The following is a 26,181-nucleotide window of genomic DNA, read 5'->3' as shown; positions in this document are numbered from 1 at the left end:
TGGAGTGGTGATGGTTAAGCGCAGTCTTTCAGGAATCAAATCCACGGGAATCCCGCACCTTGGAAATTATCTGGGCATGATTAAGCCCGCGATTGAGTTGCAGGAGTCTTACGAGTCTTTCTATTTTGTGGCGGAATATCACGCGCTCACCACCGAGCGCGACCCGGCAGCTATGCGGCGGTCTACCCAGATGATCACCGCGTATTTCCTCGCGTTTGGGCTAGATCCAGCTCGAGCCGCGTTCTTTCGTCAATCGGCGATTCCTGAAGTTACAGAGCTCGCGTGGATCCTAAGTTGTGTGACGCATATGGGTTTGCTTGAGCGTGCTCACGCGTGGAAGGCCGCAAAGGATCGCGGCGAGTCCAACGAGACGAATCACGGGCTCTTTGGGTACCCGGTGCTCATGGCAGCCGATATCTTGATCTACGATTCAGACGTGGTTCCTGTAGGCCAAGATCAGATTCAGCACCTCGAGATGACGCGAGATATGGCCACCAAGCTTAACCTCGCGTTCCCTGGCGCTGACTTGAAGCTCCCACAGGCTCTCGTTCAGAAAGAAGTTGCGGTGGTTCCCGGCATCGACGGCCAAAAGATGTCCAAGTCTTACGACAATATCATCGAGCCGCTCGCCCCACCCAAAGCGCTCAGAAAGCAATGTATGAAGATCATCACGGATTCGAAATCCCTTGAGGACCCAAAGGATCCCACGAATGATGCGACCTTTGCGCTCTACAAGCTTTTTGCGACGCCCGACGAGCTTGCCGAAATGGAGGCGAACTATCGCGGCGGCAACTACGGCTACGGCCACGCCAAGGAAGCGTTGTTCCAAAAGATGAACGAGTACTTCACGCCTTATCGCGAGAATTACGAGCGCCTGATGGCCGACCCCGACACCTTAGAAGACGTCTTGGAAGCCGGGTCCAAACGTGTGCGTCCTGTCGTAGAAGAGGTGATGGAGAGAGTACGAAGCGCCACGGGTCTCGGGAGACCATGAGGCAAATCGCGGTCTTGGTCTTGGGCGGAATCTTCTTTGCCACGCTTGCGGCTCAGGCCAATCCCGATTCCATCTCGCGCATGAAACGTCATGTGAACACACTCACCCAACCCGCATGGCAAGGGCGCGCCACGGGCGTCGGAGCCCCGCTCGCCGCCGAGTGGCTCGTGTTGAGGCTCGATGAGCTCGGGCTCGAGCCGGCTGGAGATGATGGCTGGTTCGTCAGCCACCAGGTTCCGGTTGACCTGAAGGCGAAATCCACATTTCAGATGGGGGCCAAGACTCTGGCTCCTGACCATGAATTCCAGGTTCTCGGTTTTAGCGATGATCTTGAATATAGCGGCGATGCAGTCTTCGTGGGGTATGGAATCAGCGCGGCACACCTTGGGCACGATTCGTACCAAGGCATCGATCCAGCCGGCAAAGTTGTGCTCGCGTTTACCGGAATTCCTAAGGGCCTAGAACTCGGTGTTCGAGATGAACATCTGGCGTCGCTTGAGTCCAAAGCAGCCGTAGCCCTTGCAAAAGGCGCGAGAGGAATCGTCTTTATCAACGACCCTCGTGCGCACGGAGATGGCGCGGACGAGCGTGAAGACAAGCTCGCGCTCCCCAACGTTGAGCTACCTCTCAAAGGGATAGCGGCGCTGAGGATTTCGGAGCGAGTTGCATTGGAAGTTTTCGCAGATATGGGCGCAGACTTGGCGGCCATGCAGGCTGAGGCCGATTCGAATTCTCCCTCGCCGTTGAGTGTGGAACTCCGACTGACACTCCAGATAGAGCGAAGTTTTGCCGAATCCCAAAATATTGTGGCGAAAATCCCGGGCGGCAGAGGCCCCACGTTGATGCTCGCCGCACATTATGACGGCCTTTCCCAGGCTCGTGCCGGCAAGGATTACACCGGAGCAGACGATAACGCGTCTGGGGTTGCGGTGGTGCTTGAGCTCGCGCGCCGGCTGAGTAAGGACCCCATCCAGAATCGTGACGTCTACGTGGTCTTTCATGATGCCGAGGAGCTCGGGCTTTACGGTTCGCGCCGCACCGCACATTGGCTCAAGGCTCGCGGAAAGGAAGGCAAGTTGCTCAATCTCGATATGGTTGGGCGCCTTCGGGAATCTGGCCTTAGGTTCCACGGAAACGCCGAGGAATGCCTGCAGGCTCAGAAATCGGGAAAATTCACCAAGGTTGAAATCGCCTGTGACCAGCCTGCGGCAAGCCCGAGCGACCATTGGCCCTACCTGAGGCTTGGATTTGAGGCGGTATCCCTGACCACCGGCAGAACGGTGGATTATCACCAACACACCGACCGAGCCGAAAAGCTGAACTTCCCGGGGATGCTTCAGGTGACGGGCTTTGCCGAGCACTACCTTCGTGCTCAGGCCGATTGAGGTTTGTAGAGCCCAGCCGAGCGGATGTACTCCAAGACTCTCAGGTCCAGAAGCCCCTCGACGTCCGCAGACTTACGCAATGACGCCACGATCTGGCTCGAAGAAACCATGGGCAGGGTAAATCCCTTGTAGATTTGGAGGGGGATATCCACGGCTGGTTTCATCTCAGGAGCGCCCTGGCGAGGCACAGCGATGATTCTGGCCAAATTGGGTAGCTGAGACGGTTCACTCCAACGATCGAGCTCAGGGAGGATATCAGACCCGATTATGAGGCTCAGGTTCAAGTTCGGTCGAAGCTCGCGAATCATGCGCAGGGTCTTTACCGTGTAGTTTGGTCGGTCCATCACGTCTTCGAGCTCCAAGACTCGAACCTGCGGAAGTCGGCCAAACGCGAGCTTGCACATCGCGATTCGGTGCTCAAAAGCAGCCGAGTCCTTGCCAAAAGGGTGGTCCGCCACGGGCAGAATCCAGAGCTCGTCTGGATCCTGGGTGGCCAAAATCGCAAGCGCCAAGAGGGCATGCCCTACGTGTGGTGGGTTGAAGCTTCCGCCCAGGATGGCGATCTCTTTTGTGCCTTCGAGCCGCGGCAAAATGGCGTCAGCTCGTTCGCGAGCACTAGACGAGGGTGGCACCGGCACGCTCCATCTCCTCGAAAGCTTTCTGATCATCACCTGCGCTGAGGTTCACGCCCCTGCATCCATCTCGGATCACGAAGGTCTCAAACCCTTCCGAAACGGCATCCAGAACCGTAAACTTCACGCAATAGTCTGTGGCGAGCCCCATCACCCAGACCTGAGTGATACCGAGCTTCTTGAGATAGTCACCAAGTCCTGTATTTGCGCGCCTGCCGTTGTCCCAGAATCCGCTGTACGAGTCGATTTCTGGATTGGTCCCTTTTTGAAAGACTTCCAGGTTTGGAGGGAACTCAAGCTCTTCAACGAACTCCGCGCCGTGACTTCCCTGCACACAATGGTCGGGCCACAAAATCTGCGGCAGGCCGTGCAGGTCGACTAAATCGCCCGGGTTTTTCCCGGCGTGCTCGGATGCGAAACTCTGATGACCCGCGGGATGCCAGTCCTGGGTGGCGATGACATGCTCGAATTTGGGCATCCACTCATTTGCCACGCTCACAACCTTGTCCCCATCGGTCACGGCGAGCGCGCCACCGGGGATAAAATCGTACTGAATGTCCACTAGAATAAGGGCTTTCATGACTCACTCTCTTTCTTTTCACCACCGCGGCGCACGAATTCTTTCGGGCTATAGACCTTGAGAATTCCGGGTACGCTTTGAAGATGTGAGATGGCTGCGATGGTCTCTTGGATTCTTTCCTGATGCTCGCGCTGTGTTCGAGCCTTGCACGAGAGCACCAGCCCTACAAAACGCGTGTCTGTGTTGTCGCGAGGGGAAAGTTGGACCGGCACATCCGAGGTGGCGATAATATGAACATCGCATGGGAAGTCCGCATTCTGAGCGGAGATCACGACTCCTTGTTCGCCCACATTCGTAAACTGTCCGTTCTCGCCCAAAATCTTGGCGATTCGGCGAGGCAGCTCGTGGTCGAGGTGGAATTCGGCATCCAGGATATTTCGGATGACGAGCTCGATGGACGGCTCCTGCAGGCCGAGATGCAGGCGTACCTTGGCCAGAACCTCGGCGACTTGAGCCGACTCTTGCTTGGTCTGTACAACTTCGGACGGAAAGATGAACACGTAGGAACCGGTCATCAAATCGCTAATTCTACGCGGCAGGGCCGCAAGCTCAGGCCGCCACGTCGGGTTATTCGGTCGCGGGAGCACAAAAATCGTGAGGTCATTTTCATCCGCACGCTCACCCGCTGCAGCGAGCATCAGGTCGAAGGAATCGAAGCCTACACATGAGACCGCAACGCTTGCGCCCGTGCTTTGGAACGTGCTTTCGAGCGTGTCGAGCTGGGCATGGGTGGAAATCACCGTAATCATCGCCCCGAGCTGGCTTGCGAGCTGCTTCAAGTCCTTGACGCTACGCTCGAACCCAACCGACTGTTCGGCGCCCTCGGCAACCACAACCACCAGGCGTTGTGTGGTGTTAATCGGGTGTTGAACATTGGCGATCAGGAGCTGAGGCTTGAGCTCGCTTAAGAGTACGTCGATGGTTCGCCCGAAGATTCTGCCCTCCGAGAGCTTTCCATCCCAAGGCATGATCACGTCAGAAATACGCCTTTCGATTGCGGCACGCTTGATGCCGGAAGGCACATTGGCCGCAACGCGTGTGAGCGGAATTGCCTGAATATCCGCGCCTGCCATGTAGGTCACAGCTTGTTGGAGGAGTTTCTCCGCTCTCGCAACCTCGTCGCTCGACTCTTCATCCTCCGAATCCGGTACGACTGTCACCGGATAAAGAGCCTCCTCGCCGCTCGATCCGCGAAGGGCGAAGGCCAATTCGAGCGTCATTTCGGACTCTTCGTTGAGAAGCGGAAGCATGATGCGGTGCGGGGTTGAGTCGTCTTTGGGCGCCTCGTCCTTCAGGGCTTCGGCTACGTTCTTGCCGTACTTCTCCACCATGAACACGCCGAGGCTACACGAGACCAAAATCATCATGATGACCCCGTTCAGGGCCACTTCGTCGTAGAGGCCCATTTCGTAACCGATCATCACAGCAGCGAGTGTTGCTGCCGCCTGCGGGATACTAAGCCCTGCTACGACCATGAATTCATCGAACGAAAACTTGAACGTGAGTTTGGCGAGCACTGCGCCGATGACTTTGGTGACGATGAGCGCGAGTGTCATCAAGAGGCCTGCTTTCCAAGAGGAAATCAGAACCATGGGGTCCACGAGCATTCCTACCGAGAGCAGGAAGAATGGGATGAAGAGCGCGTTACCCACGAAGTTGACGCGGTTCATCAACGTGGAGGATTCGGGGATCAGACGGTTGAGCAGGAGGCCCGCAAGGAAAGCCCCGATGATGGCTTCAACTCCCGCGACCACAGCGCCGTAAGAACACACGAAGAGGGCGGCCATCACGAAGACGTATTCGGCCGTGGCCTCAGGGTCGACCTTTGAGAAGAACCATCGGCCGAGCCTCGGAAGTCCAAAGAAGACAACCAGGCCGTAGATGGTCAGGGGCACCAGAAGATTGATCCAGAACTCTTGGTTGATCTCACCGCCCGCGGACCCTGCGATTACGGCGAGCACGAGGAGGCCCAGGAAGTTCGTGATGATGGTGCCACCCATGGTCATGGTGGCGCTCGGTGTCTTGTGGATTTTTAGCCGGCTCGCGACCGGGTAGGGGATAGGCGTATGAGAGGCCAGAATGGAGCCCAGGAGGATAGACGCCGGCAAGCTATAGCCAAGCAAGAGTCCGATTCCGAGGCCGCCGGCCTGCGGTATGGCGAAGGTCAAGATGCCGTAAAATCCAGATGCCACCTTGGCTTTCGCGAACTCGTTGAGGTCTACCTCCAGACCCGCGAGGAACATGATGTATAGCAGGCCCACCGTTCCCAAGAGAACGATGGTGGGGTCGCGGTCGAGCACGCCGAGCACATTGGGCCCAAAGACGGTTCCAGCTGCGATCAGGCCGATAAGCGCGGGCACCCGCAGAAGTTTGATCAGGATCGGCGCGATCAGCAGAATCAGCATCACGATCGCGAAGATCAAGACTGGGTCTGTGACCGGCAGTTCGGTTGGCAGGGCAGCAATCAAGGACATCATGAGATCTCCGTTTTTTCTTGTTCGAGCTCAAGTTTCCACGCCCGAAATCTCTCTTGGATATCGGCGACGAAGTGGTCCTTGAGCTGAGATCTCGACGCAAAGGTCGACACTCGGAAACGATGTGTAGCGCCTTCGGATCCGAGCCAATAGACGTCTGGACGGTGCCTCGGAGAGGCGTAAATACTGGTCATCGAGAGGAAACGTAGGGTCTCGCGCATGAATTCCAAATCTCCCGGATTCTCGATCTCAAAAATCACCTCACACACCGCGTCTCCAAAACCCTCGCCGGGCACCGAGACGGTATGCTCGAACCAGAGCCGCGATGGGATGGCGTAGAGCGCGCCGTTGGGATCACGAAGTACGATTCGCCCGAGCCTAAATCCTTCCACAACGCCTTCGTGTGGACCTATTCTGAGTGTGCCCGCGTCGTGCGGGTCGTCCGAAGCGCGCAGGCGCTGGTCAAACGCGATGACCACCGTGAGCAAAATATCCTTGAGCCAGGTAGAAAACCCAAAGACCAAGAGCATAGAGCCTAGGAGAATGAGTCCGAAGGACTTGGCCTCGAGAATATGGCCAAGCAGAACAAGCGGCATCAAACTCGCGGCGACAAGCAAAACCGTTCTTAGCGCGACCGTGTAGCGGTGGCGGCAGAGGTGAGGGGCAGTGTGGCCAACACGAACATACGCGATCTCAAACAAGGTCGCGCAAAGCAGAACCAGCCACGCAAACCACGCGGTGGGCCAATGTCCGATCCATTCTGACCAGAGAAGAGCAATCATAGAACGTTCTCCTCACGTAGTTCATGTTCGAGCGTCATCGAGAAGAGCGAAGAGACCTCAAATCGGTCGGCCAGATCCAGGTGCAGGCGCACCAGACCCAGGCGCATCAGGTGATTGAGCTCACGTTGAATCGCCGACCTCGAAATCCTCAAGACCTGGTGCAGCTCCTCAACACTCATCGAGCGATGCCGTATCAAAGCCGCCAGAATATGTTGTTGGTCCACCTGACATGAGCGGGTCATATGGCGAGGCTGCGCCTTGATATGCTCGATGGAAAGGGTTCGCTCGTTCTTGCGCTCAAGCGCGCTCAGCCAGAGCAGCTGGCCGAGCAAAGGGTTGCCGTTTGATTGCGACCAGAGGTCCTCAAAGACCACGTCCTTTGGCGTCTTTCCGAACCATCTATTCCAAAAACGCTCTTCGCCGAAGTCCACCGCGTAACCACTGGCTCGGTGGCGCTTCATAATTAGTTCGCGCAGGCCCTCGGCCGAGAAATCCGGAATCTCCAAGACATGTGAGAAGTAGTCCTTGAGCCCGAGGCAGGTATCCAACATCACCACGGTGGGTGTGCGCATGACCACAATCCACGAGATACGCGGGCTTGTGCGCGAGATAAAATCGAGAAGCCTCGAGAAACGCCGGAACCCGTTCAGGGTGCGCCAGAAGAACTCATCAGCATTCTCCAAAATCACGATCGGACGGTCAGTGATTTTGGAGACTTCGCGCTCCACGTCTTTGCCCTCGGTGAGCTTCAGCGCTTGCGCGAGTTCTTGCAGAATTTCCTGGTCGCTCATGCCGCGAACGAGTCGTATCTGCGAAACGCGCCTCAGGTTGCCAAGCTCAGACCGGTCCAAAACGTGGTGCACCAGGCTCGTCTTCCCAACGCCTTGATTGCCGTGCACAAGGATCGAGAGGTCGGGCTCTTGGAGCGCCATCAGTAGCTGATTTTCCTGCGAGGGGCGCTCCACGTAGAAGTCCGCGATATCTACTACGTTGGTGTCAAAGAGGCGTCGGTACATCGCGGGTAGGGCGTTCATCCGCTCGTGGAAGTGTTGGTTCCAATCGTGGATATGAACGCGTGATTCGGCGGCGTCGGGCACATTTAGGCGCGACTCAAACTGAACCAGAAGGCGGCGCACGGCGGGCCGGGTATAGTCGCGAAACTTTTCATAAAGCGCACGGGCACGTTGAGTCGTGGGGTCGGCACGCCGCCAGAATGTCGGGCGCTTCACAACGCGCTCAACAAGACCCACACAACGCTCGCGCAGCCGTTTCTTAAGGCCGACGACAAGCTCCTCACTCTCGGCTCGGTGCTTGTCCACAAGCGCATTCAGCGCAGCGCTGCGACTCTCTTCATTCGCGTTGGTCGCGATATCCTGCCTTAACTCGGTAATCTTCGCGTGAGTGCGCCTCAGGAGCTGCTCGGCGAGCTCGTTTCCTTCGAGCAGAACGAGCGCGACTTCGCGCAGAATCTCGTTCTGAACCGCGTCTCGCACGGCCACAACCTGCGGCTGGCGCTGAGGCCCAAGGACCCGCAATTCCTTAGGAAGACCAGCCACGCGGCGCTCAAGTCTCCTGAGCACATCCGCCGTCACATCATTCTCCGCGAACCTTGCCGAACGCACCCTCAACACGTCGGCTGTGTTTTGGAGCAGGGAATCGAGCGAAGAGCCGTCAGCGTCGCTGTATTGCTTGAGTTTATCGAGATAGATATTCGGTTGGAGATTCCGCTGAACCGACTGTCCCACTTGAGTCAAAAAGTCGAGATACCACTCATCAAACCTGAGCCGAGTGAGCCAGAGCATGGTCTGGCCAATGCTCGCGTCTCGCAAAGAAACGTTGCGCGTGATCTGGCGCTCCGTGGACGAAAGCTGACGGGCAGCTTGGTCAAATCTGGCCGAGAGGCGGAATCGAAACGCCGGCCATTCTAGCGTCCCTGCACGGGCTACCGCGAAGAGGAATCGGTCGAAATTCTCGCTTCCACGCGTCGCGCACTCACGAATGTTCTGGTCAGAGCTCTTTTCGAGCATCTCACGAGTCAGGTCGAGGTCGGCGAGCACCTCTCTGGAGCGGACTTTGAGACTTTCCAAGACCTCGTCGTTGGCCTCTTGCTCCCAATACGTCTGGATATCCACGAGCAATGAGGACGCGTCGCGAGTCAACTCCGCGATATGCTGCCATGTGGTCGCGATACGCCGTGTGGTTCGAAGAATCGGGAACTTGAGGGTGTTTGGCATCCCGAGTCGAATCTCATAGTGCCAGATGCGCCCAAGCGGCACGTTGCGTACCGTATCGCCCACAACCATTCGGCGGATCTTGCGCAGCATGACCAATGCGCGGTGAGAAAAAGAGGCGTTTAGAGGGGCCTGATAGAACGCGTCTTCTAGCTCGACCTTCAGGCTTCGGTTCTCCGATTCCGCCGCGGCTAAAGCCTCGTCGAGGCGCCTCAAAATCGTCGGCTCAATGCTCGCTTTGGCGCTCGCGTCGAGGTCCATCTGTCGGAAGTTCTGGATAATCTTGTTGATTCGAAGCGTTCGCTCGGAATCGCTGAGGTCTTCTTCGAGAAGGGCGCTAAGCTTTGCGACCCGCTCCTCGAGCTCATCAACGCTCTTGATGACGACCGTGTACTCGGTCTGAACGGCCTCGAAGATAGGCTTGTGGGCTTCAAGCATGACGTTGCGCAACTCGCGCACGCGGCCTGAGAGCCAACGGTCTCTAAATCCGCGTGAATCGAGCCACCAGCCCCGCTCAACCGCTTCGATTGGGATGAGCTCCTCGAGCTTCTCGTCTTCCTCGACCTGTTGCGTGTCCTCGCCGGTGCGCATCAGGGCGGCATCAAGTGTCACCGCCCCAAAGAATGCCGAGGCGAGCACGACCCATGCCGTGATGTTGGCGACTGGAACGAAGAAAGGCGCAGCGTGAGACAGATCCGTGGCGAAAAAGACCGCCAAAGTACCCGTGGAGTATAGTGTGCGGCGAACCTCAGCTTGCGAGAACCTGGGGATATAGGCCGCGATACGCCCCACGATAAGGCTGATTCCGGCAGCACGCCCGACCGTGAGCGCTAGCGCGATGACCAGGGTCGACTCGTCGATTACAAGCCCCATGGAGAGGCCCAGCACCAGGAAGAAGAGCAATGTGCTCGGTGTGGTCCATTCCTGAATATGTGCGGCAAGTTCGGTGCGCGGAAGGTGTTTGAGCACGATTCCAGCGGGAATGAAGGCGAGGAACCCAATCGCGTCGTATTGTACCGCGAACCACGAGCCGAGCGCGAATAGCGCCGCGAGGGCCGGGGCCTGGGCGCGTTCGCCCATCTTGCCGAGCAGCCGTGCAAGAGCGGCCAGAACCAGACCGAGACCGAGGGTTCGCCAGAGTACGGTCCATGAGCCTGTAACGGACGTTTGAATCTCCAGAATCTCAAAGGCCCATGCGGCGAAAAAGGGGTAGAGCAAGGCTCCGAAAATCGGCAAGAGGGCGCTGACTAGCAGGGTGGCCTGCGCCAGATTTCCCCAGATTCCGCGTTGTTGGCACACGGCCAACGTGATCACGGGGGCCCCGAAAAGGGCCAGATAGCCAAAGCCTACCGCGTAGAGAAGGCGATGTTCCGGCGAGAATGCCTCGATTCCGAGCCGGAAAGTGTGGTCCAAGACCACGTAGCTAAGGCCAACGCTGGCCACAATCGCGAGACCGAGGACTACGCTCATTAGCGCCAACCCTGGCCCTTGTTTCTTGATATGCTCGAGGTCGAGTCGCGTTCCGATCACAAGGCCGAAGAACGACATTGCGAGCGGTGTAAACACGGCCCAGATATCGGGCGTCGGGAAGTCGAGTGCCACCCAGAAGGCGCTCGCGAGGAACCCGCTCAGCAGCATCGGGATGCCGAGAATCGCGAGGAATCGCGCCAGAATGATGGTCGAAATCGCCGCGAGTCCGAGCGTCAGCGGCCATGACGGAGACTGCATGGACACCGATAGCGCCATGATTCCCACCAGCCCAAGGGTGCCCACTATCAATTGGGTGGTCGTGTTCTCGAACGATGGCGCAAACTTCATGTGCCACCCCGTTGGAACGTGCCCTGGTCGATCATCGCGTAGCGGAACAATCGTCTTGAAATCAGCTCAGACACCACGATCGCGAGCAAAAGGCCGGTAGACCACTCGGCTTCATAGGGAGGATAGGCAAGGCGCAGTTCGAGCACGATGGCGATGCCCAGCACGCCGGCGGGCCAAAGGAGCCCGTAAACGGGCCGCTTTTTTCGGCGGAACACATTTTGGTAAAACCTGAAAACCACCCAGCGAATCAATAGCCAGCCGAGGACCACTGCGAAGACCCAGGGCTCCGGATTGCTCGACCATACAAGCCCCGCGATGACGAAGATGGACGCGTGTAAAACCGGCTCGATGTCTCGGTGAATGGTGGATAGGTCTCGGTCAAACTGAACCCATACAAGACCTGCGACCATGCCCATGAGCAGCGCGGATGCACTCATGGCCGGGGCAAAAGTCCCGATGAAGAGCGCCGCGCAAATGGATACACTCAAGGTCCAGGCGGGCCGCGCTCTGAGTGGGGACACGGAGCGAGCAACCAGTCCTACGCCCGCCGCGATCAGCGCCTGGATACCGAGCAAAACCACGGCTTGAAGGCCGGGCTTTCCCGCGTGATGATTCTGAAGGATAGCAAACGCCACGCCGGCTGCGATGATCGCCGCCGCCTGCAGTGTAGTTCCGAGACGCAAACCAAAGAGACGGTTTTCACCCCAGACGTTGAAATGCGTGAGGAAAATATGGGCGGGTCTGAGGTCCACCGCCACAAGAACTGCCGCGGCTCCAACGAGAAGAGCCAAAACTTCCACACTCAGGAAGTCCATGGTGTAGACCCACCAGAGCACGCCGCTTAAAACCACCGGTACACTGATCAAAATCGGGACGGCCTCGGCGCTGGCTTCCAACTCCCAATCGCGAAACCATCTGAAGTCCAGCGAGAATGCGACGATGAGACCCAGCGCGGCGCAGAGGATCGAGAGGATGACGCCTAGGAAAGAGGCTCCGGCAGCCCCAACTTCCACCACTTCCGCAACATGTCTGAGCTCGAGTTGGTCTTCGTGGACCAGATTTAGAACAGGCCCGACCAGATAGCCGAGCGCCAAAAACTCCAATCCACTCGGCCATCCACGACTCTTCAAGACTCGGCCCAACACCACGGCGAGGCTTATCCCAAGGATGATGATAACCAGCAAATTTGCGGCGAAGAGCTGCTCTTGCGGTGCCGCAAACGCCGTTGAAGGAGCGAATAATAGCGCTCCGATGGTGATCAGACGTTTCACGGCGGGAGTATCACCGAGGAGTTGGGTAAACACAAGTAAACGGGCAAGTCCATATCTACCTAGGACAGAGCTCGGGTTGCACTGAGATACTCAACGACTTCAGCCATGGTTTGAGGCCGGCTATCCGGCGACTTTTGCATCATCCAATGCACCAGATCCACCAGTTCTTCAGGCCCCTGGCTAAGGCGAGGCGGTGGCTCCGCTAGATGCTTGACGGCTACCGCCTGCGGAGTCTTTGCCACAAAGGGAGGACGCCCCTCAAACATCTCAAAAAACACACATCCCGCCGAATAGATATCCAGCCGCGTGTCGAGCGGCGAAAGCTCCAGCTCCTCCGGCGAGATATACGAGAGTGTGCCGCCCACAAACCCATCTTGAGTGAGGTGCTTCGAGCTCTCCTGCACTCGCACATAACCAAAATCCAGAAGTTTAACGCGAAGTTCATCCCTGAAACGGCCCACTAGAATATTCGCGGGTTTGATGTCCCGGTGAATCACGCCAACCGCATGAGCAGCCATAAGCCCTTCGCCAACTTGAATGGCTACGTCAAGCCCATCTCTCAAAGCCAAAGGCCCGCGCTCCAGAGTCTGGTAGAGAATCTCGCCCTCGCAAAACTCCATCACGATAAAGAGCAGGTTGAGCTCCATATCACGGCCAAAATGGTAGATCTGGGCGACTCGCGGACTGTCGATCGCGCCCTGACTCTCAGCCTCGCGCAGGAATCGCTCACGCATCGAGGGGTCCGCCGTGACCTGTTTGAGAACTTTGACCGCGACCTTACGGCCGGACACACGGTCCCGAGCTGCATAGACCACCGACATTCCGCCTTCGCCCACAATGCCGGTGAGCTCAAACCGGTCCTCCACAAAACGCCCGAGCATATTCATTGCCCCTTCTCGCGGATCTCCGCGGCGTCCACATCGCGGCGCCCGAGCTCGGATTCCAGAGCACACGCGACCATGCCACGGCCCAGCGTTTGGGCGTCCAGGGAGGCGTACTTGTCGTGAATTTTGCGGGCTCCCACGGCTTTGAGGCCCTTGAGCATGACGTCGCCCAGCACGCCGGCGATTTCTTCGCCAAGCCGCGACTCATCGCGGTCCCCAGTAATCACCGCAGGCCTGATGATAAGAAAATCAAGCGCGCTCGCCCGCAACTCCTCTTCGAGCTTATGCCGAGCCTGAATGTACGCGGACGGCGAGCCGGGTCCAACACCGTAAGACGAAAGATAGACGAAGCCAGGCGCCGGGTTCTGGGCTTCGGCCGCGCGCAGAAGCATGGCCGTTAAGCCGTAGTCCACGCTCATGTACGTCTCGTTCTCGGGATCGGTAGACGTCTTCTTTCTGGCACGCGTTGTGCCGATCAATCCAAAAACAAGGTCTGGCTTATGCACGCTAATGGCCTTCTGGATCTCGTCTTCGACCCACGGCGTGGAATCGGCTTTGGCCCCCCACGACCTGAATTTCTCGGTCCATTCGGCGAGCTTGGTAGAATCAGGTCTGATATGCGCCACGACTTCAACGCCAGCCGCAACCAACGCCTTCACAACCTCTTGGCCTGTATACCCCGTGGCACCTGCAACAAACGCTTTCATCCCATAAACTCCGGCATAGTGGCGGCTCCCTCTGCACTGATTCCGTCGCGTTGGACCACCTTAAGTGCCGTCATCGCCAGAATCTTGAGGTCCAAAGCCAAGCTCGCGTGGTCCACGTACCACACATCGTGTTTGAACTTCTCCTCCCAACTCAACGTGTTTCTGCCGTTAACCTGCGCCCAGCCGGTCACGCCAGGTTTGACCTCGTGGCGCCGCGCCTGTTCAGGCGAGTAGCGCGACAAGTAGCGCATAAGCAGTGGACGAGGCCCCACAAGGCTCATATCGCCCGTGAGAACGTTGAGCAAAGTCGGGAGCTCGTCGATGCTCGTCGACCTCAAAAACTGACCGACCTTTGTGATTCGGTCGGCATCCGTGGCGAGCATATCCTCACCCGGCCGAAGGTGGCGCATCGTGCGAAATTTCTTGAGCTTGAAGGGCTTTCCACCAAGTCCCGGGCGCTCCTGTTCAAAAAAAATCGGCCGGCCCATGGTGCTCAAAATCGCGACTGACGCCGGAAGGGTGAGTGGCAACGTGGCCACAATCGCTCCTGATGCCACACAGATATCCAGACTTCGTTTTGCCAGTGGATAGAGTCTCATCTCAACATGAACTCTCGCAAACACCCACAGAACCTGCCTCTTGGAGCGGGCGGCAGAATTGTTCGGCTTCGCAGCCGGCACCGTTTGAAGAGACACAGAGCTTCTTGCAGACGTTGGCGAGGCAAATCAAACCGGGGGCACAGCGCTCCTCGGTGGCCGCGCAGCTTTCGCCCTCTTGAAGGGTGGCGTTGTAGACTCCTCGGCACACGCCGCCGAGGCAGCTTTGTTCCGCCTCACAATCCGTGTCTTGAGTGCATGGTCCGCAGAATCCGCCCATGCACGACTTTCCGCCGGTGCAATCCGCCGCGGTGGAGCAACGGTCAATGACGGTCACCGCACTCGCACACGCGCTCGTGAAGCTCACACAACGTGTCTGAGGTTGGGGAGGCAAGACCGCACAGAGTTCGCCGATTTCACAATCTGCCTGGCTCTGGCAGTCCGAGCCACCGGTAGGAAACGCGCTGCATAGCTCAAATGCGGCGTTGCAACCTTCCTGAACTACTAGATCGCAACGCCCATCGAGAGGTGCCGCAACACCGCATGTACCGCCACCTTCCACGCAGGTGGTGCCGGAGAGCACGAGGTCGTCTTCGCAATCCGCGCTGCAGCGATTGTTCTCGCAGGTCGGCGTGCCATTCAGAACGCCCGGGCAGACTTCGCAGGACTCGCCGCAGCTCTGGGCAGACTGCGCCACGCAGATGCCGTTGCAGAGGTTCGAGCCTTCCGGGCACACGCACTCGCCGGCAACACAGACGGTATTATTTCGGCAGATGAGGTTGCCATCGCCCTCTACACATGCTTCGCACTCGCCCGTTTCAATATTGCAGGCCTCGGCGAGCGTTGGGCATCCATCCAGATTGCAGCCCTCCAAAACCGGCATATCCGCATCATTTGGCGAATCCGGGGCATCTTGATCGGGCATATCTGACGAGTCGGGCATATCCACAGGCGTATCCGGCATGCCCAGGTCCATATCGGCCTCGGCATTGCCCGGAAAGTAGGTGATCTGGTCCACGTCCTCAAAGAGGGAACAGCCCGAGAAAAAGCAGAGTATGACTAGTAGATACGCTCTCATGGCGCCGAGACTATCACTGGATTTCCCCTAAGACTACCCTCAGCGTTTGCTTTAGGCTAGCATTCGCCGGCGACTCGACCCGAGGTTTTATGAAGTTCGTTTTTGCCCTTTTTATCGCACTTGTAGCGTTCTCATGTGCCGAAGATGCACCCGGTAATCTTGAGTTAGTCTCGAGTCCCGAATACGTAGAGGACCGAAGTGCCCGCGTGGTGATCTTCGAGGGGGCCGTTGCTCGCGGCGACGTCTACTCGGCAACAGTCTCACGCGTGCTCGACTCGCCCGTTTACATGGACTGGGATACCGAATTCAGCGGAGACACGTTCTGGATCTCACGTGTGTCGATTCGAGACGCGGAGAACCAGATTCTATGGGCTGATCAGATCAACACCATGTTCCAACTGGTGGAGTTTTTGAGCACGGTTATCGCCCAACAGACCAACCTCTCGCTCGGGCCTTTCCAGTCCTTTACCTTTGTGTACGAACAGTACCCGGCGCTTGTGGAATTCGCCGTGCGCATGCCCATCGGCATTCCTGGTGGAGTGGACCTCGTTCTGGAAGTTCCGGATGCAGACGGCGAGTTCCAAGAGGTCTTTCGCGGCGGCGTGGCTGAGCTGGTGGAGCGTGAGGAGCCGCCACAGATCGCAACTGAAATCACCACCTACCATGAGACCGGTCCACCTGAAGATAGTCTCGATATCGTGATCCTCGGAGACGGCTATCGCACCCAGGAGCGCGAGAATTTTGAGCTCGATTCAAAGGCGATTTCCGACGCGATTTTGCGCACCGAGCCCTTCGCTTCGCACAAGGGAATCATCAATATCCATGCGGTCTTCACGCCGAGCGTTGACCGTGGTGCAGGCTACGATTGTACCGGAAACCCTTTCCTTGACGCGGGCTGCAGAACCGAGCTCCGAGACACCGTTTTTGGGACCACTTTTGTGGTGACGGCCTTGGCGGACCGCCTGAATCTAGACTTCGGCGCCTCCGACCGTGTGGCCATGCCGCTCGAAATCGCCCGAATCTATGATGTGGCCTCTCAGGCTCAGTTTGACGAGATCGTGCTCATCTCCAATACCCGCCGCCCATCAGGCTTTGCGGGCCTCTACATCTCGGTTCTTACCACCTACGGCGGTGATCGTAGCGTCTTCCCTGATGTGGCTGTTCACGAGCTCGGCCATAGTTTTGGCGTGCTCGGCGACGAGTACATGGTCCAGGGCGACCCTTGCCTCTTTAACGAGCCGCGCGTGCCTCTACCGGTCAATATCGCTCCATTTGATGACGGCGAGGTGAAATGGAGCCAGTGGGTAGGTCCAAGCACGCCCATCCCTACGCCGGATTCAGAGAAAATTGCTCACCCAGTCGGGGCCTACGAAGGCGCCTACAACTGCGACTTCCTCTACCGCCCGTCCTATGAATGCAAGATGAACACAGACGAAAAGGGCGATTTTTGTCCGGTCTGCATGGAGCAAATGACGCGCCGCCTCTACTCAGTTGTGGATATCACTGCCAACGAGGAGCCTCTGGTCGAAGAAAACGGCAGCTCCATCGTCTTCCATGCCCCACTTCACGAGGAAGGCCCCTGGACCGCGAATTGGTTTGTCAACGACGAGCCCGTTGGCCAAGGGCCAAGCTTTGAGCTCAACGCCGGTGATATCTCCGGTCAGGCAGTGGTAGCTGCCGAAGTGGTGGAAACCTCAGGAAATACGCGCGTGGAAGATCCACGGCTTAGCCGGCGTTTAGAGTGGCAGGTTAGGCGGCAGTAGATAGGAATTCATGAAAGTTATCGGCCATATTTTTCACGCCATTTGGTGGGCGGCAGTCATCCTCACGCCGCTCCTCGCGGTATGGCTCGCAAGCTCGCTCGCCGTGTTCCTGAACGGTCCACTCTGGGTGGCTATTCTGTCAGGTGCGCTGCTCTTTCCGGGTCTTCCGCTCATCTGGGAGGCCTGGGCAACCCGGCGATTCAATCGAAAACAAGTCGAACGCGAAGCTGCCGGAAAGAAGGTCAAAACGGCGTGGTTTGGCGTCTTTGACAGGCTAATCTTCCGCACTCTCTTCATCAATATCTTGGCCTTGGTGGTGCTGGTTGGGAGCTTCCCAAAACAATCGTTCTCGGCCCTTTCGACCCGTGGTGATTGGTTCTTAGACCATGCCAGCGGCCACCTTTCAGAGAACGCGATAGCGCAGACACGCGGCGTAGTTTTTGGCGTCGCGGATGCGCTGGAGTGGGTCCATAACGCCACGCGTGACAACCCCTACGAGACCAGTGAAGACACCCCGAACCCTGATGTGGATCCGGAGCCCGGCCCAAACCCAAACGAGGTTAAGGTCAAGGTAAAGGTCCCGGTTCCAACTCCGACCCCGACTCCAGACGGGCCTGATCCACCAGAGCCCACCAAACCTGTCTACAAAGAAACCGCGATTTGGCCGCAGGCAGCCGAGCTGCATCCCGTGGTCGCAAATATGCCGGCTAGCGCCGAGACAAGCCCTGAGGCGGTGGCGCGCTATATTGCCGAGCGAGAAACCGACCCCTACATGCGTGTCAAAGCCTTGCACGATTGGGTGGCCGACCGCGTCCGCTACGACCTGAATGCCAAAGACCGCGGCCAGACGGCCGAAGCCGCCTTTGAAACCCGGGCCTCCGTCTGCGCTGGTTACTCCAAACTATTCGCGCAGCTCGGCTCGTACACGGGCGATGAAATCGTCTACGTGGTGGGCGTTTCGCGCGATATCAACGGCGAAGTCCAAGGCGTCGGGCACGCGTGGAATGCCGTCAAAATTGAGGGCGCCTGGTACCTTGTGGATGTGACTTGGAACGCCGGCTACTACGAAAACGGGCAGTTTAAGAAAGTCTACAGGACCGACTACCTCTTCACTCCTCCCCAGTATTTCAACGTCTCGCATTTCCCCGATAACCCCGAGTGGCAACTCGTTCCCGAGCCCATCTCACGCGGGGAATGGATGCGCCGACCCATGATTTCGCCCGCCTTCTACGCCAAAGGTCTGTCTTTGATTTCGCCCACGCGCTCCCAGTCCTCGGTGGACGTTTCCGACACGTTTGAGGTGATCCTGGGCAACGCCAAAAAGCTCTCCATTCTGGCCAATATTGAGCCCAAAGGCGGCGGCAAATCCTACGACTGCATCGTCAAAGGAAAGCGCACCAGCCGTACCCGAATCTCGTGCAAGGTTCCTGCGTCTGGCACGTGGCATATCAAGGTCTTTGCAGGCGAGGGCGTCACCTTGCCGTATGTGGGCCAAGTCGAGGTAGTCGCACGTTGAGCCATGGTGTATACCCGCTCAACTTCAACGCCCCAAAACGGAGCACAATTAATGGCTGGAAACCTGGTCTGGATGGACCTCGAAATGACTGGGCTCGACGTGGAAGATCACGTCATTCTTGAGATTGCTACGATCGTCACCGACGGTGAACTCAACGTCTTGGCCGAAGGCCCCAATATCGTCATTCATCAACCTGAAGACGAGCTCCAAAAGATGGACGACTGGTGCGTGCAACACCACGGCGCATCAGGACTAACGGCAAAGGTGAGGTCGTCCAAAATCGATACGCGTGAAGCCGAGCTCGAGACGCTCGAATTCATCAAGAAGTGGGTTGGGCCGCGTGAGGCTCCTCTTTGCGGTAATAGCATCTGGCAAGACCGGCGCTTCATCGGCGCCTACATGCGTGAGCTCGACGCCTACCTGCACTACCGAATTGTAGACGTTTCTTCGATCAAGGAACTCACGCGCCGTTGGTACCCGACCGTCAAATCACCCGGGAAGGGCGCCTCGCACCGTGCCTTGGACGATATTCGTGAATCGATCGAGGAGCTGCGCTATTATCGGGAGCAAGTCTTCAAATAGTGAACGGCCTTGAACAACCACGCTCCACAATTCGCAATCGTTTCACTGCTCATCGCCTTGTCGAGCGCATGTTTCGACAACACGAACGCAGTCTGCTCGCCCGCCTGCGGGATGGGAGAGGTTTGCGATCCCGAGACGGTAGAATGTGTCCCCGCGATCGTCGGCAAGTTTGAAGGCGAATTGCCGGGGAGCTCAGCGCAGCTCGTCGAGTCGGACGGTCGCGTGTTCTTTGGTGCCGCAGATGAAGGCCAAATCCTTGTGGGCGAGCTCTTCGAAGACGGGCACGACACCCAGATTCTAGCTACCTCAACTCGCCGAACCCGGCTCAGAATAGACGCAAACGAGTCGAGAATTGCTGCGGTCTGGCTGGACCCCCAAAACCAATTCGTCCTGGCGACACGGCGCTTTAGCGAACGGACTTGGCGCTTTGAATCCGTGAGAGGCAGCTACGAAGGCTCTCAAGAGTTCGACATTGCGCTCGCGTCTGGCCGCCTCCACGTACTCTTTCAAGATGATGACCGCACTCTAAAAAGGGTTTGGCGCGACGATATCTCAACGCCCGATGGGACATGGACCCTGGAGACGGTGGATGACCGCTCCCATGACTCAACGCTCAGAGCTTGCACTCCGCCTCCGGGCCCACTGGCGCGTGGCGTTGGGGCCGCTCCATCAGTGGTGGCGGGTGCTACGAGCGTGCTCGTTGCGTATCTAGACCGCGATTGCGGGGACCTCAGGTTCGCAAGACTCGGCGAAACCACATGGACCATCGATATCGTGGATAAGGGCGGCGCGTCGGGGCAAGACGGCCGCATCGGGGCTCATATTTCCATGGCGCGCTCGTCAGCTGGCGAAATCGGTATTGCCTACCATGACGAAGGCCTCGCGGCGCTTAAATTTGCGGTCCTCACCGAGGGAGGTTTTGCGGCTGAAATTGTGGACCCTGGCCTCGAGATCGACGGACTTGCTCGGGAGTCAAAGAGCGTGGTCGGCCTCTTCCCTTCACTTGCGTTCTCCCCTGGGAATCAGCCTTCCATCGCCTACCTGGACGGTACCCGAGCGCGCCTGCGCCTCGCCACTGAGGCCGGTTCAGAATGGACTCTAAGTACCATAGCCACGGATGGCCCCGTGGGATGGTGGGCTCAAATGCTCTTCGCTGGCGAAAACCAGGTGGTTGGGTCGGCGCGATTCGTCAGCTCGGAAGCAGGCATTAAGCCGCTCTGGGAGGCGCAATGGCGTTGAAACTGCTGCTGCTCGCCGGGCTCGGGGCCGTGATTCTTGGATGCGACGAGGCCTCAGTTTCTTCGGGCGAGAGCCTAAGTGTCAGGCGTCCCGATACGGTCAAGGCACGCGTCTCAAATCGTGGTGTGTCCAACATGTATGACCTCGCGTACTCCGAGGGATTTAGCCTTGAGTTTGCGTCTGAGGCCTACGCGTTTGACGGCGGTGAGCTGAGCGTTGGTCCCGTTAAAGGCCTTGCGGAAGTCACGTCTCGAACACTCGCGTCTGACCCTGCAATCCTGAGGAATCGGTTTCAGGCCCTTCAGGTCTTGGTCCCCGTCAGAATCCAACGTGGAGTCGAAATCGAAATCTGCAGGTTTAGCTACGCCACGTCTCGCCTCGACCTGAACGCCCAAGTCGGGCTCGTCGAGTCCATCCCTCGCCCGCTCTTGGGGCTGACCGGCAATGTCGAGATCGACCAGGAACCCGCTGAGGTTCGCGAAGTTGTACCGTGTTCAATTCAGCTCGATACGCCTCTCGAATCCATCACGCTTGAGGACGCGATCAAGTCAAACGTCGAGGCTGGATTCATCGCTTCGGCCACGCAGAACCTAAACCTCTCACCGCTTGATTTGATGGGCGTCTTGGAAGGCCCGCAGCGCATTGCTCGGCTCTCTCCATTCGATGGGCGCCGCGGTGTTTTCAGCGCGGATCTAAGGGGTGACCTCAATGGTGTGACGCTCGGAGATGGTGGGCTCTCCATTGATTTTGAGCTGGGTCTCGAAGCCACTCGGGCACGTTGCGTGCCGCCGCTAAGTGCGCCAACGCTACCTTCAGTGCCCGCCGGTGATATCTCGGCGCTCGAGGCATCTTCGGCTGACTTCACGCTCGCGCTTTCGCAATCTGTACTCCAAGAGGTGGCGAACGGCCTCATTCTGAGCGGGTTTCTCTGCCGGGGTCTCGACCGCGAACTCACCCTGCAATCCGATCCCAACGCGCTACCCACCGAGATTCTTCTGCTCGAAGAAATCGGCCTCCAGGATTTGGAATTTGGCGAGGTCTCGACCTTGGCCTCGCGACCAGGCGGGCTGCCGACTTTGAGCCTTGATGCTGTTTCGGGCCTCGTTGAGATTCAGTGGCAAGACTTCACCATCGAAGCCTATTCTTCGTTCAATGGCGCCAAAGTTCAGGTCTTTCAGCTGCGCTCCAAGGCCAAAGTTCGGCTCAGGCCGCAAAACAATACGAGTGGCGTGGTCCGGCTTAGTGTAGAATCGCTCGAGGTGGAGTCCGCCGAAGTCTCGTCCATCTGGACCGACGTGGTGTTGAACGAACAAACCGAAAATTGGGCCCGTCGACTTCTGGTCATCGCGCTGGAAAACGCGTTTGTGTTTCCGCTGCCCCTGGTAAGCACGGAGGCGATCCGCGTGCAAAATGTTTCCGTGCGCCCGAACGATGTGCTGCTACAATTGGTCTTTGATTAGCGTTTTTTAAGGCTCCTGATGTCCGAAAACCACTCCAAATTTGTCCGCGAACTTCGGTCCCTCCTGAAGAGCCCGTACGCGTTTATCCACCTCACAACCTTTGAGGAAGAACGTGCCTTGAGCCTTTTACGAGACCTCGCAGATGGGCGCGAAGTGCGCGAATGGAGCGCGATGACGGGATTTGATGGGCAGGCGAGCTCCGGCGATATCATGCAGGCACTCGGGGTGATCGAAAGCGCGCAGCTCTCGCAAATCTTCGTGCTCAAGGACGCTGCGCCACTTTTGAAGGAGCCACGTGCGCGCCGGCGGCTTCGCGAGATGGAAGCCGCGTGCGCCGCGTTTGGGAAAACCATCGTCTTTCTTGGGCCAGAGCGCATCGAGATTCCCGAGCTTTCCAAAGATATCACTCGCCTCTCTCTGCCCTTACCCGGCCGAGATGTTCTCCTGGAAGAGTGTAAAACCGTGTTTTCTGGGGTCATCGATGCTGAGACCACCGAGGTCTTGGTTAGGGGCGCCAGCGGCCTGACCGTGCGCGAGGCTCACCGAGCATTTCATCGTGTCAAACTCCAAATCCAAGAGGCTGTGGCGCGCAACCAGCCTTTTGATATCGAAAAATCTATTCTTCGCGAAAAGCAGCAGCTCGTGGCCAATAGCGACGTTCTGGAGTTCTTCCCGCTGGACGTCGGGCTCGCTGACGTGGGTGGTTTAGACGAGCTCAAGGCGTGGCTGACCGAGCGTCAACGCGCGTTCGGAGACGATGCGCGCGCGTTCGGCCTGCCGCATCCGCGCGGGCTCCTGCTCATCGGTGTTCAGGGCTGTGGAAAGTCGCTCACATCTAAGGTCATTGCGCGCCATTGGGGCCTTCCGCTTTTGCGAATGGACCTCGGCGCCATCTTTGAGGGCCGCCAAACTCCTGAAGAAGCACTGCGTTTTGCGCTCCAAACCTGCGACGCCATCGCGCCATGCGTGCTCTGGCTCGATGAGATCGAAAAAGGCTTCATGGACACCAAGGACGGCGGCACGGCGCGCGTGCTCGGAACCCTTCTGACCTGGCAACAGGAGAAGAAATCTCCGGTGTTTTTGGTCGCTACCGCCAACCAGGTTGAGGCACTTCCGCCAGAGCTGATGCGCAAAGGCCGCTTCGACGAGATTTTCTTCGTGGACCTGCCCGAGATTCACGAGCGCATGGATATTTTGCGCATTCACCTGACTCGGCGCGGGCGATTTTTCCCCGACCAGATATTGGAGGCGTTGGCCCAACGGACTGAGTATTTCTCAGGTGCCGAGCTTGAGCAGGTAATCGTGGCAGGCATGTATTCCGCCTTTGCCAACGGGCGAGATTTGACGCTAGAAGATTTGGAATATGCTGCCAAAGAAACAGTTCCGCTCTACAGAACCTATGAAGAAAATATCAAGGAGTTGAGGCAGTGGGCCGAAGGTCGCGCACGCCGCGCGTCGCGCCGTCGCAAAGTCCTCGACTTCTTCTAAGAACAACCCAAGAAACCTGAACAAACCAATGAAACGCCATCTATCCCTACTTCTCATTCTATCCGCCCTGAGCTGCTCAGACGACGCGCCAACATCAACGCCCGACATGTCTCAACCCGACATGCAGCAAGACACCGGTGAGCCCGACTCGGCGGGGGATATGGCCGATATGGGCGAACCCGTAGACCCCTTCAACCCAGGGCTCAACTTTACGCCATCCCAAGAGGGCGTCTCGCCGGACGGCATCGCGCCCGCCGGTCCTTTAGGCCAGGGCGAAGCAGGAGTTGGTAGGCTGACCTCAGAGCCAGGTTTTACGGGCATCTGGGCACATTGCAGGGTAGGCGATTTCAAACTGCACAACGCGCTCATCGAAGTGTGTATCCAGTCCGAAACCACCAATCGAAACGAAGTCTTTACCGGCGGACTCATTGTGGACGCGCGCGAAGTCGGCTCGGAGGCTGACGATATCTTCGATATGCTCGCGCCACGCATCGGGTTCAACGTGCTCTATGCCGAGGAGGTCGAAGTTGTTCGCGACGGCTCGGATGGCGGGCCTGCGGTCTTGCGCGTGACCGGCCGAGACTTCCCCATCGCGTATTTGCTCGGTGTGCTCGGCGGCCGCTTCCTCGACACGCTCGGCCTCGAAGTCGTTACCGAGTACCGACTCTGGCCCGACCGTCGAGATGTGGAGATCGTCACCTGGATTCAAAATCCCAACCCAGTCCTCAAGAACGTAGCCCCGGGCGACTGGCTCGCCGTTGGCGACCGCTCGAGTATTTTCTACTCCTCGACAGGCTCGGAATTCACGGGTTCTCGCCGCTTTGACTGGCTTGCGACTTGGGGCCCCGGCTCGAGCTTCGGCTGGACCATGGGCGAGTCCACGGCCATCCTTTCGCTACCCGTGTCTGACATTCCGTACACCATCTTCGATCCAGGGCAGATTACCCTTCAGTCCGGCGAGGAACACGTGCTTCGGCGCTGGTTTGCGGTGGGAGATGGGAGCGTAGAGTCTGTGAGGCAAACGCTTCTTGAGCGCCTCGAAGTAGACGCACCAACGCGCACCGCAACCATCCTGCTCGAGCCACCACTCGCTGGAAAAACTGTCGAGCTTTGGCAAGACGAAACGCCCGTGACTCTGGGTGTAACCGATGAAACCGGGGCGGTAGTCTTCGAACTCGCGCCCGGCACGTATAGTGCCAAGGTTCAGGGCTCGATTGGCGAAGGAAGCGTTGAAACCGACGTGGATTTGACCGAAGACGTCACCATCAACCTTGAGCCCCCTCGCGAACTCACCATCAATGTGACCGATCCAGCCGGCCCCGGCATAGCCCTCGTGCGTATTGCGGGTGGCCCGGAAAACCAAGCTCACGAAGCTTTCACCATGCCCGAAGGACTAAACGGTGTGCTGAGGTTGGAAGTGGTCCCAGGCACGTATTCTGTGCAGGTCACGCGCGGCATGGAGTACGAAATCTTCCAGAGCAGCGTTGAAGTTTCCGCAGACACCACAGTGGATGTGGAGCTGGTACAAAGCGTGCCAACGCCGGGGTGGATTGCCTCGGATTTCCATCAGCATATGGAGCCGAGCACCGATAGTCGAATCCACGTGCGCGACCGCATTTTGGACAATATCGCTGAAGGTGTAGAGTTTGCCGCTGCGACCGACCACGACGTGGTCACCGACCTCAGGCCAATTCTCAATGAGCTCGGCCTTGAAGATTATTTCTCTACCGTTCCCGGCATGGAGATCAGTCCAACCATCAGCCATGTGAACGTCTATCCCGCCATCCAAGACCGCTCGCTGCGTGGCAATGGCACCATCGAGCTTGCGTACATTGAGAACGACGAGGTCCAGATTCGTGGAATTCCTGAGATTTTTGCCGCGGCACGCGCCATGCCAAATGATCCCGTGGTCCAACTCAACCACCCCCGCGGAAGCTCAAGCCTCTTTGAGACGGCCGATTACGAGCCTGACCAAGACCCACGAACTTTCACACATGAACAATGGTCCACCGATTTCGACACCTTGGAGATCGTCAATCGTGTGGGCTCGACCTGCGCGCTCGTGGCCGATTGGTCTACCTTCCTCAACACCGGCTTGAAGAAGACGGGTCTTGGAAACTCGGACTCCCACTCGCTAAACGGTGATCCAGCCGGCTCACCGCGCAATTACTTGCCCATCGATGTGCAGATGCCCGGCGAGATTCAAGTCGATGATGTCACGGCAGCGCTTAAGGCAGGGCGGGCCATTGTGGCCTCACACGCGTTTATGACGCTCGGAGACGTGCTCCCTGGCGACACGCTGACCGGGGGCTCGCACACCTTCGATGTGCGGGTTCAAACGCCTTCATGGTCAAGCGCCACGCGCCTCAACGTGATCGTGAATGGACAAGTCGTTCAAGAGTTTGAATCCGATGGCAGCGGCCAGTTCGACTTCGATCAGGCCGTTGATCTGGAACTGACTCAAGATTCGTGGGTGATTTTCTTCGCCGTGGGTCCTCGCCCGCAGGGAACGCCCTATGGAAACCCCACCCTGGCTTTCTCCAACCCCGTCTACATCGACGTGGACGCCAATGGTTGGACAGCGCCGGGCGAGACGGGCACGCTTCCGGTGGTCGATGTCTCGGCCATCAATAATCCCGCATTTTGCGACTAATCGCCGCTTGTCTTTTGGCCCTTCGCCATTCATTTTAGGGCCGTTCGG

General features: G+C 57.9%; 19 protein-coding genes. 9 read left to right on the top strand and 10 right to left on the bottom strand.

The features are described 5' to 3' along the window. Positions 1–10 precede the first annotated feature (10 nt). Together trpS and FRD01_RS09910 are read left to right on the top strand one after the other, a co-directional pair. Positions 11–994: a tryptophan--tRNA ligase gene (gene trpS / locus FRD01_RS09915; protein WP_146959236.1), complete on the top strand. Its 984-nt coding sequence runs from the start codon at positions 11–13 to the stop codon at positions 992–994. Continuing rightward, a complete protein-coding gene (locus FRD01_RS09910; protein WP_146959235.1) occupies positions 991–2,379 on the top strand; it encodes a M28 family peptidase in 1,389 nt (462 codons plus the stop codon). The genes trpS and FRD01_RS09910 overlap by 4 nt, the downstream gene beginning before the upstream one ends. On the opposite strand, the gene nadD is transcribed toward FRD01_RS09910, so the two are convergent. From nadD to FRD01_RS09860, 10 genes are read right to left on the bottom strand one after another with little or no spacing between them, the layout of a single operon-like run. Beyond that, positions 2,367–3,017 (bottom strand): nicotinate (nicotinamide) nucleotide adenylyltransferase, encoded by a 651-nt coding sequence (gene nadD / locus FRD01_RS09905; protein ID WP_249756148.1) that lies wholly within the window; start codon positions 3,015–3,017, stop codon positions 2,367–2,369. The genes FRD01_RS09910 and nadD overlap by 13 nt on opposite strands. Then, positions 2,995–3,591, bottom strand: a complete 597-nt coding sequence (gene pncA, locus FRD01_RS09900) for a bifunctional nicotinamidase/pyrazinamidase (RefSeq protein ID WP_146959233.1) — start codon at positions 3,589–3,591, stop codon at positions 2,995–2,997. The genes nadD and pncA overlap by 23 nt, the downstream gene beginning before the upstream one ends. Next, positions 3,588–6,068: a cation:proton antiporter gene (locus FRD01_RS09895; RefSeq protein ID WP_146959232.1), complete on the bottom strand. Its 2,481-nt coding sequence runs from the start codon at positions 6,066–6,068 to the stop codon at positions 3,588–3,590. Before FRD01_RS09895 ends, pncA begins: the two co-directional genes overlap by 4 nt. Next, positions 6,065–6,847: a mechanosensitive ion channel family protein gene (locus tag FRD01_RS09890; RefSeq protein ID WP_146959231.1), complete on the bottom strand. Its 783-nt coding sequence runs from the start codon at positions 6,845–6,847 to the stop codon at positions 6,065–6,067. The genes FRD01_RS09895 and FRD01_RS09890 overlap by 4 nt, the downstream gene beginning before the upstream one ends. Continuing rightward, a complete protein-coding gene (locus tag FRD01_RS09885; protein WP_146959230.1) occupies positions 6,844–10,896 on the bottom strand; it encodes a hypothetical protein in 4,053 nt (1,350 codons plus the stop codon). Before FRD01_RS09885 ends, FRD01_RS09890 begins: the two co-directional genes overlap by 4 nt. Continuing rightward, on the bottom strand, positions 10,893–12,167 hold the full coding sequence (locus tag FRD01_RS09880; RefSeq protein ID WP_146959229.1) for a hypothetical protein: 1,275 nt from the start codon (positions 12,165–12,167) through the stop codon (positions 10,893–10,895). The genes FRD01_RS09885 and FRD01_RS09880 overlap by 4 nt, the downstream gene beginning before the upstream one ends. Before the next feature lie 59 nt (positions 12,168–12,226). Further along, a complete protein-coding gene (locus FRD01_RS09875; RefSeq protein WP_146959228.1) occupies positions 12,227–13,054 on the bottom strand; it encodes a serine/threonine-protein kinase in 828 nt (275 codons plus the stop codon). After that, entirely contained in the window at positions 13,051–13,758 is a 708-nt protein-coding gene (locus FRD01_RS09870; protein WP_146959227.1) for an NAD(P)H-binding protein, read from the bottom strand. The genes FRD01_RS09875 and FRD01_RS09870 overlap by 4 nt, the downstream gene beginning before the upstream one ends. Next, entirely contained in the window at positions 13,755–14,357 is a 603-nt protein-coding gene (locus FRD01_RS09865) for a sugar transferase (RefSeq protein ID WP_146959226.1), read from the bottom strand. The genes FRD01_RS09870 and FRD01_RS09865 overlap by 4 nt, the downstream gene beginning before the upstream one ends. 1 nt (position 14,358) lies before the next feature. After that, positions 14,359–15,432, bottom strand: coding sequence for a hypothetical protein (locus FRD01_RS09860; RefSeq protein WP_146959225.1), 1,074 nt, complete (start codon positions 15,430–15,432; stop codon positions 14,359–14,361). Between the two features lie 89 nt (positions 15,433–15,521). Between FRD01_RS09860 and FRD01_RS09855 the strand changes: the two genes are divergently transcribed. The 7 genes from FRD01_RS09855 to FRD01_RS09825 are packed head-to-tail and all read left to right on the top strand — an operon-like array spanning position 15,522 to position 26,133. Next, the gene (locus FRD01_RS09855; RefSeq protein ID WP_146959224.1) at positions 15,522–17,195 is read left to right on the top strand and encodes a M64 family metallopeptidase; all 1,674 of its coding nucleotides are present in this window, start codon (positions 15,522–15,524) and stop codon (positions 17,193–17,195) included. 10 nt (positions 17,196–17,205) lie between these two features. Next, entirely contained in the window at positions 17,206–18,711 is a 1,506-nt protein-coding gene (locus FRD01_RS09850) for a transglutaminase domain-containing protein (RefSeq protein WP_146959223.1), read from the top strand. 51 nt (positions 18,712–18,762) lie between these two features. Next, positions 18,763–19,293 carry an oligoribonuclease gene (orn, locus tag FRD01_RS09845; RefSeq protein WP_146959222.1) on the top strand — a complete coding sequence of 177 codons (531 nt, stop codon included), beginning with the start codon at positions 18,763–18,765 and terminating at the stop codon, positions 19,291–19,293. Positions 19,294–19,302: 9 nt separating this feature from the next. After that, on the top strand, positions 19,303–20,532 hold the full coding sequence (locus FRD01_RS09840; protein ID WP_146959221.1) for a hypothetical protein: 1,230 nt from the start codon (positions 19,303–19,305) through the stop codon (positions 20,530–20,532). Further along, positions 20,523–21,992: a hypothetical protein gene (locus tag FRD01_RS09835; RefSeq protein ID WP_146959220.1), complete on the top strand. Its 1,470-nt coding sequence runs from the start codon at positions 20,523–20,525 to the stop codon at positions 21,990–21,992. The genes FRD01_RS09840 and FRD01_RS09835 overlap by 10 nt, the downstream gene beginning before the upstream one ends. Before the next feature lie 18 nt (positions 21,993–22,010). Then, complete coding sequence (locus FRD01_RS09830; RefSeq protein WP_146959219.1) at positions 22,011–23,480, top strand: AAA family ATPase; 1,470 nt, start codon at positions 22,011–22,013, stop codon at positions 23,478–23,480. 28 nt (positions 23,481–23,508) lie between these two features. After that, a complete protein-coding gene (locus FRD01_RS09825; RefSeq protein WP_146959218.1) occupies positions 23,509–26,133 on the top strand; it encodes a CehA/McbA family metallohydrolase in 2,625 nt (874 codons plus the stop codon). The last annotated feature ends 48 nt before the right edge of the window (positions 26,134–26,181 follow it).

The organism is Microvenator marinus (assembly GCF_007993755.1).
Classification (GTDB): Bacteria; Myxococcota_A; Bradymonadia; order Bradymonadales; family Bradymonadaceae; genus Allomicrovenator; species Allomicrovenator marinus.
The sequence above is the reverse complement of the archived record's forward strand: the minus strand, read 5'-3'. Positions and strand labels throughout refer to the sequence as shown.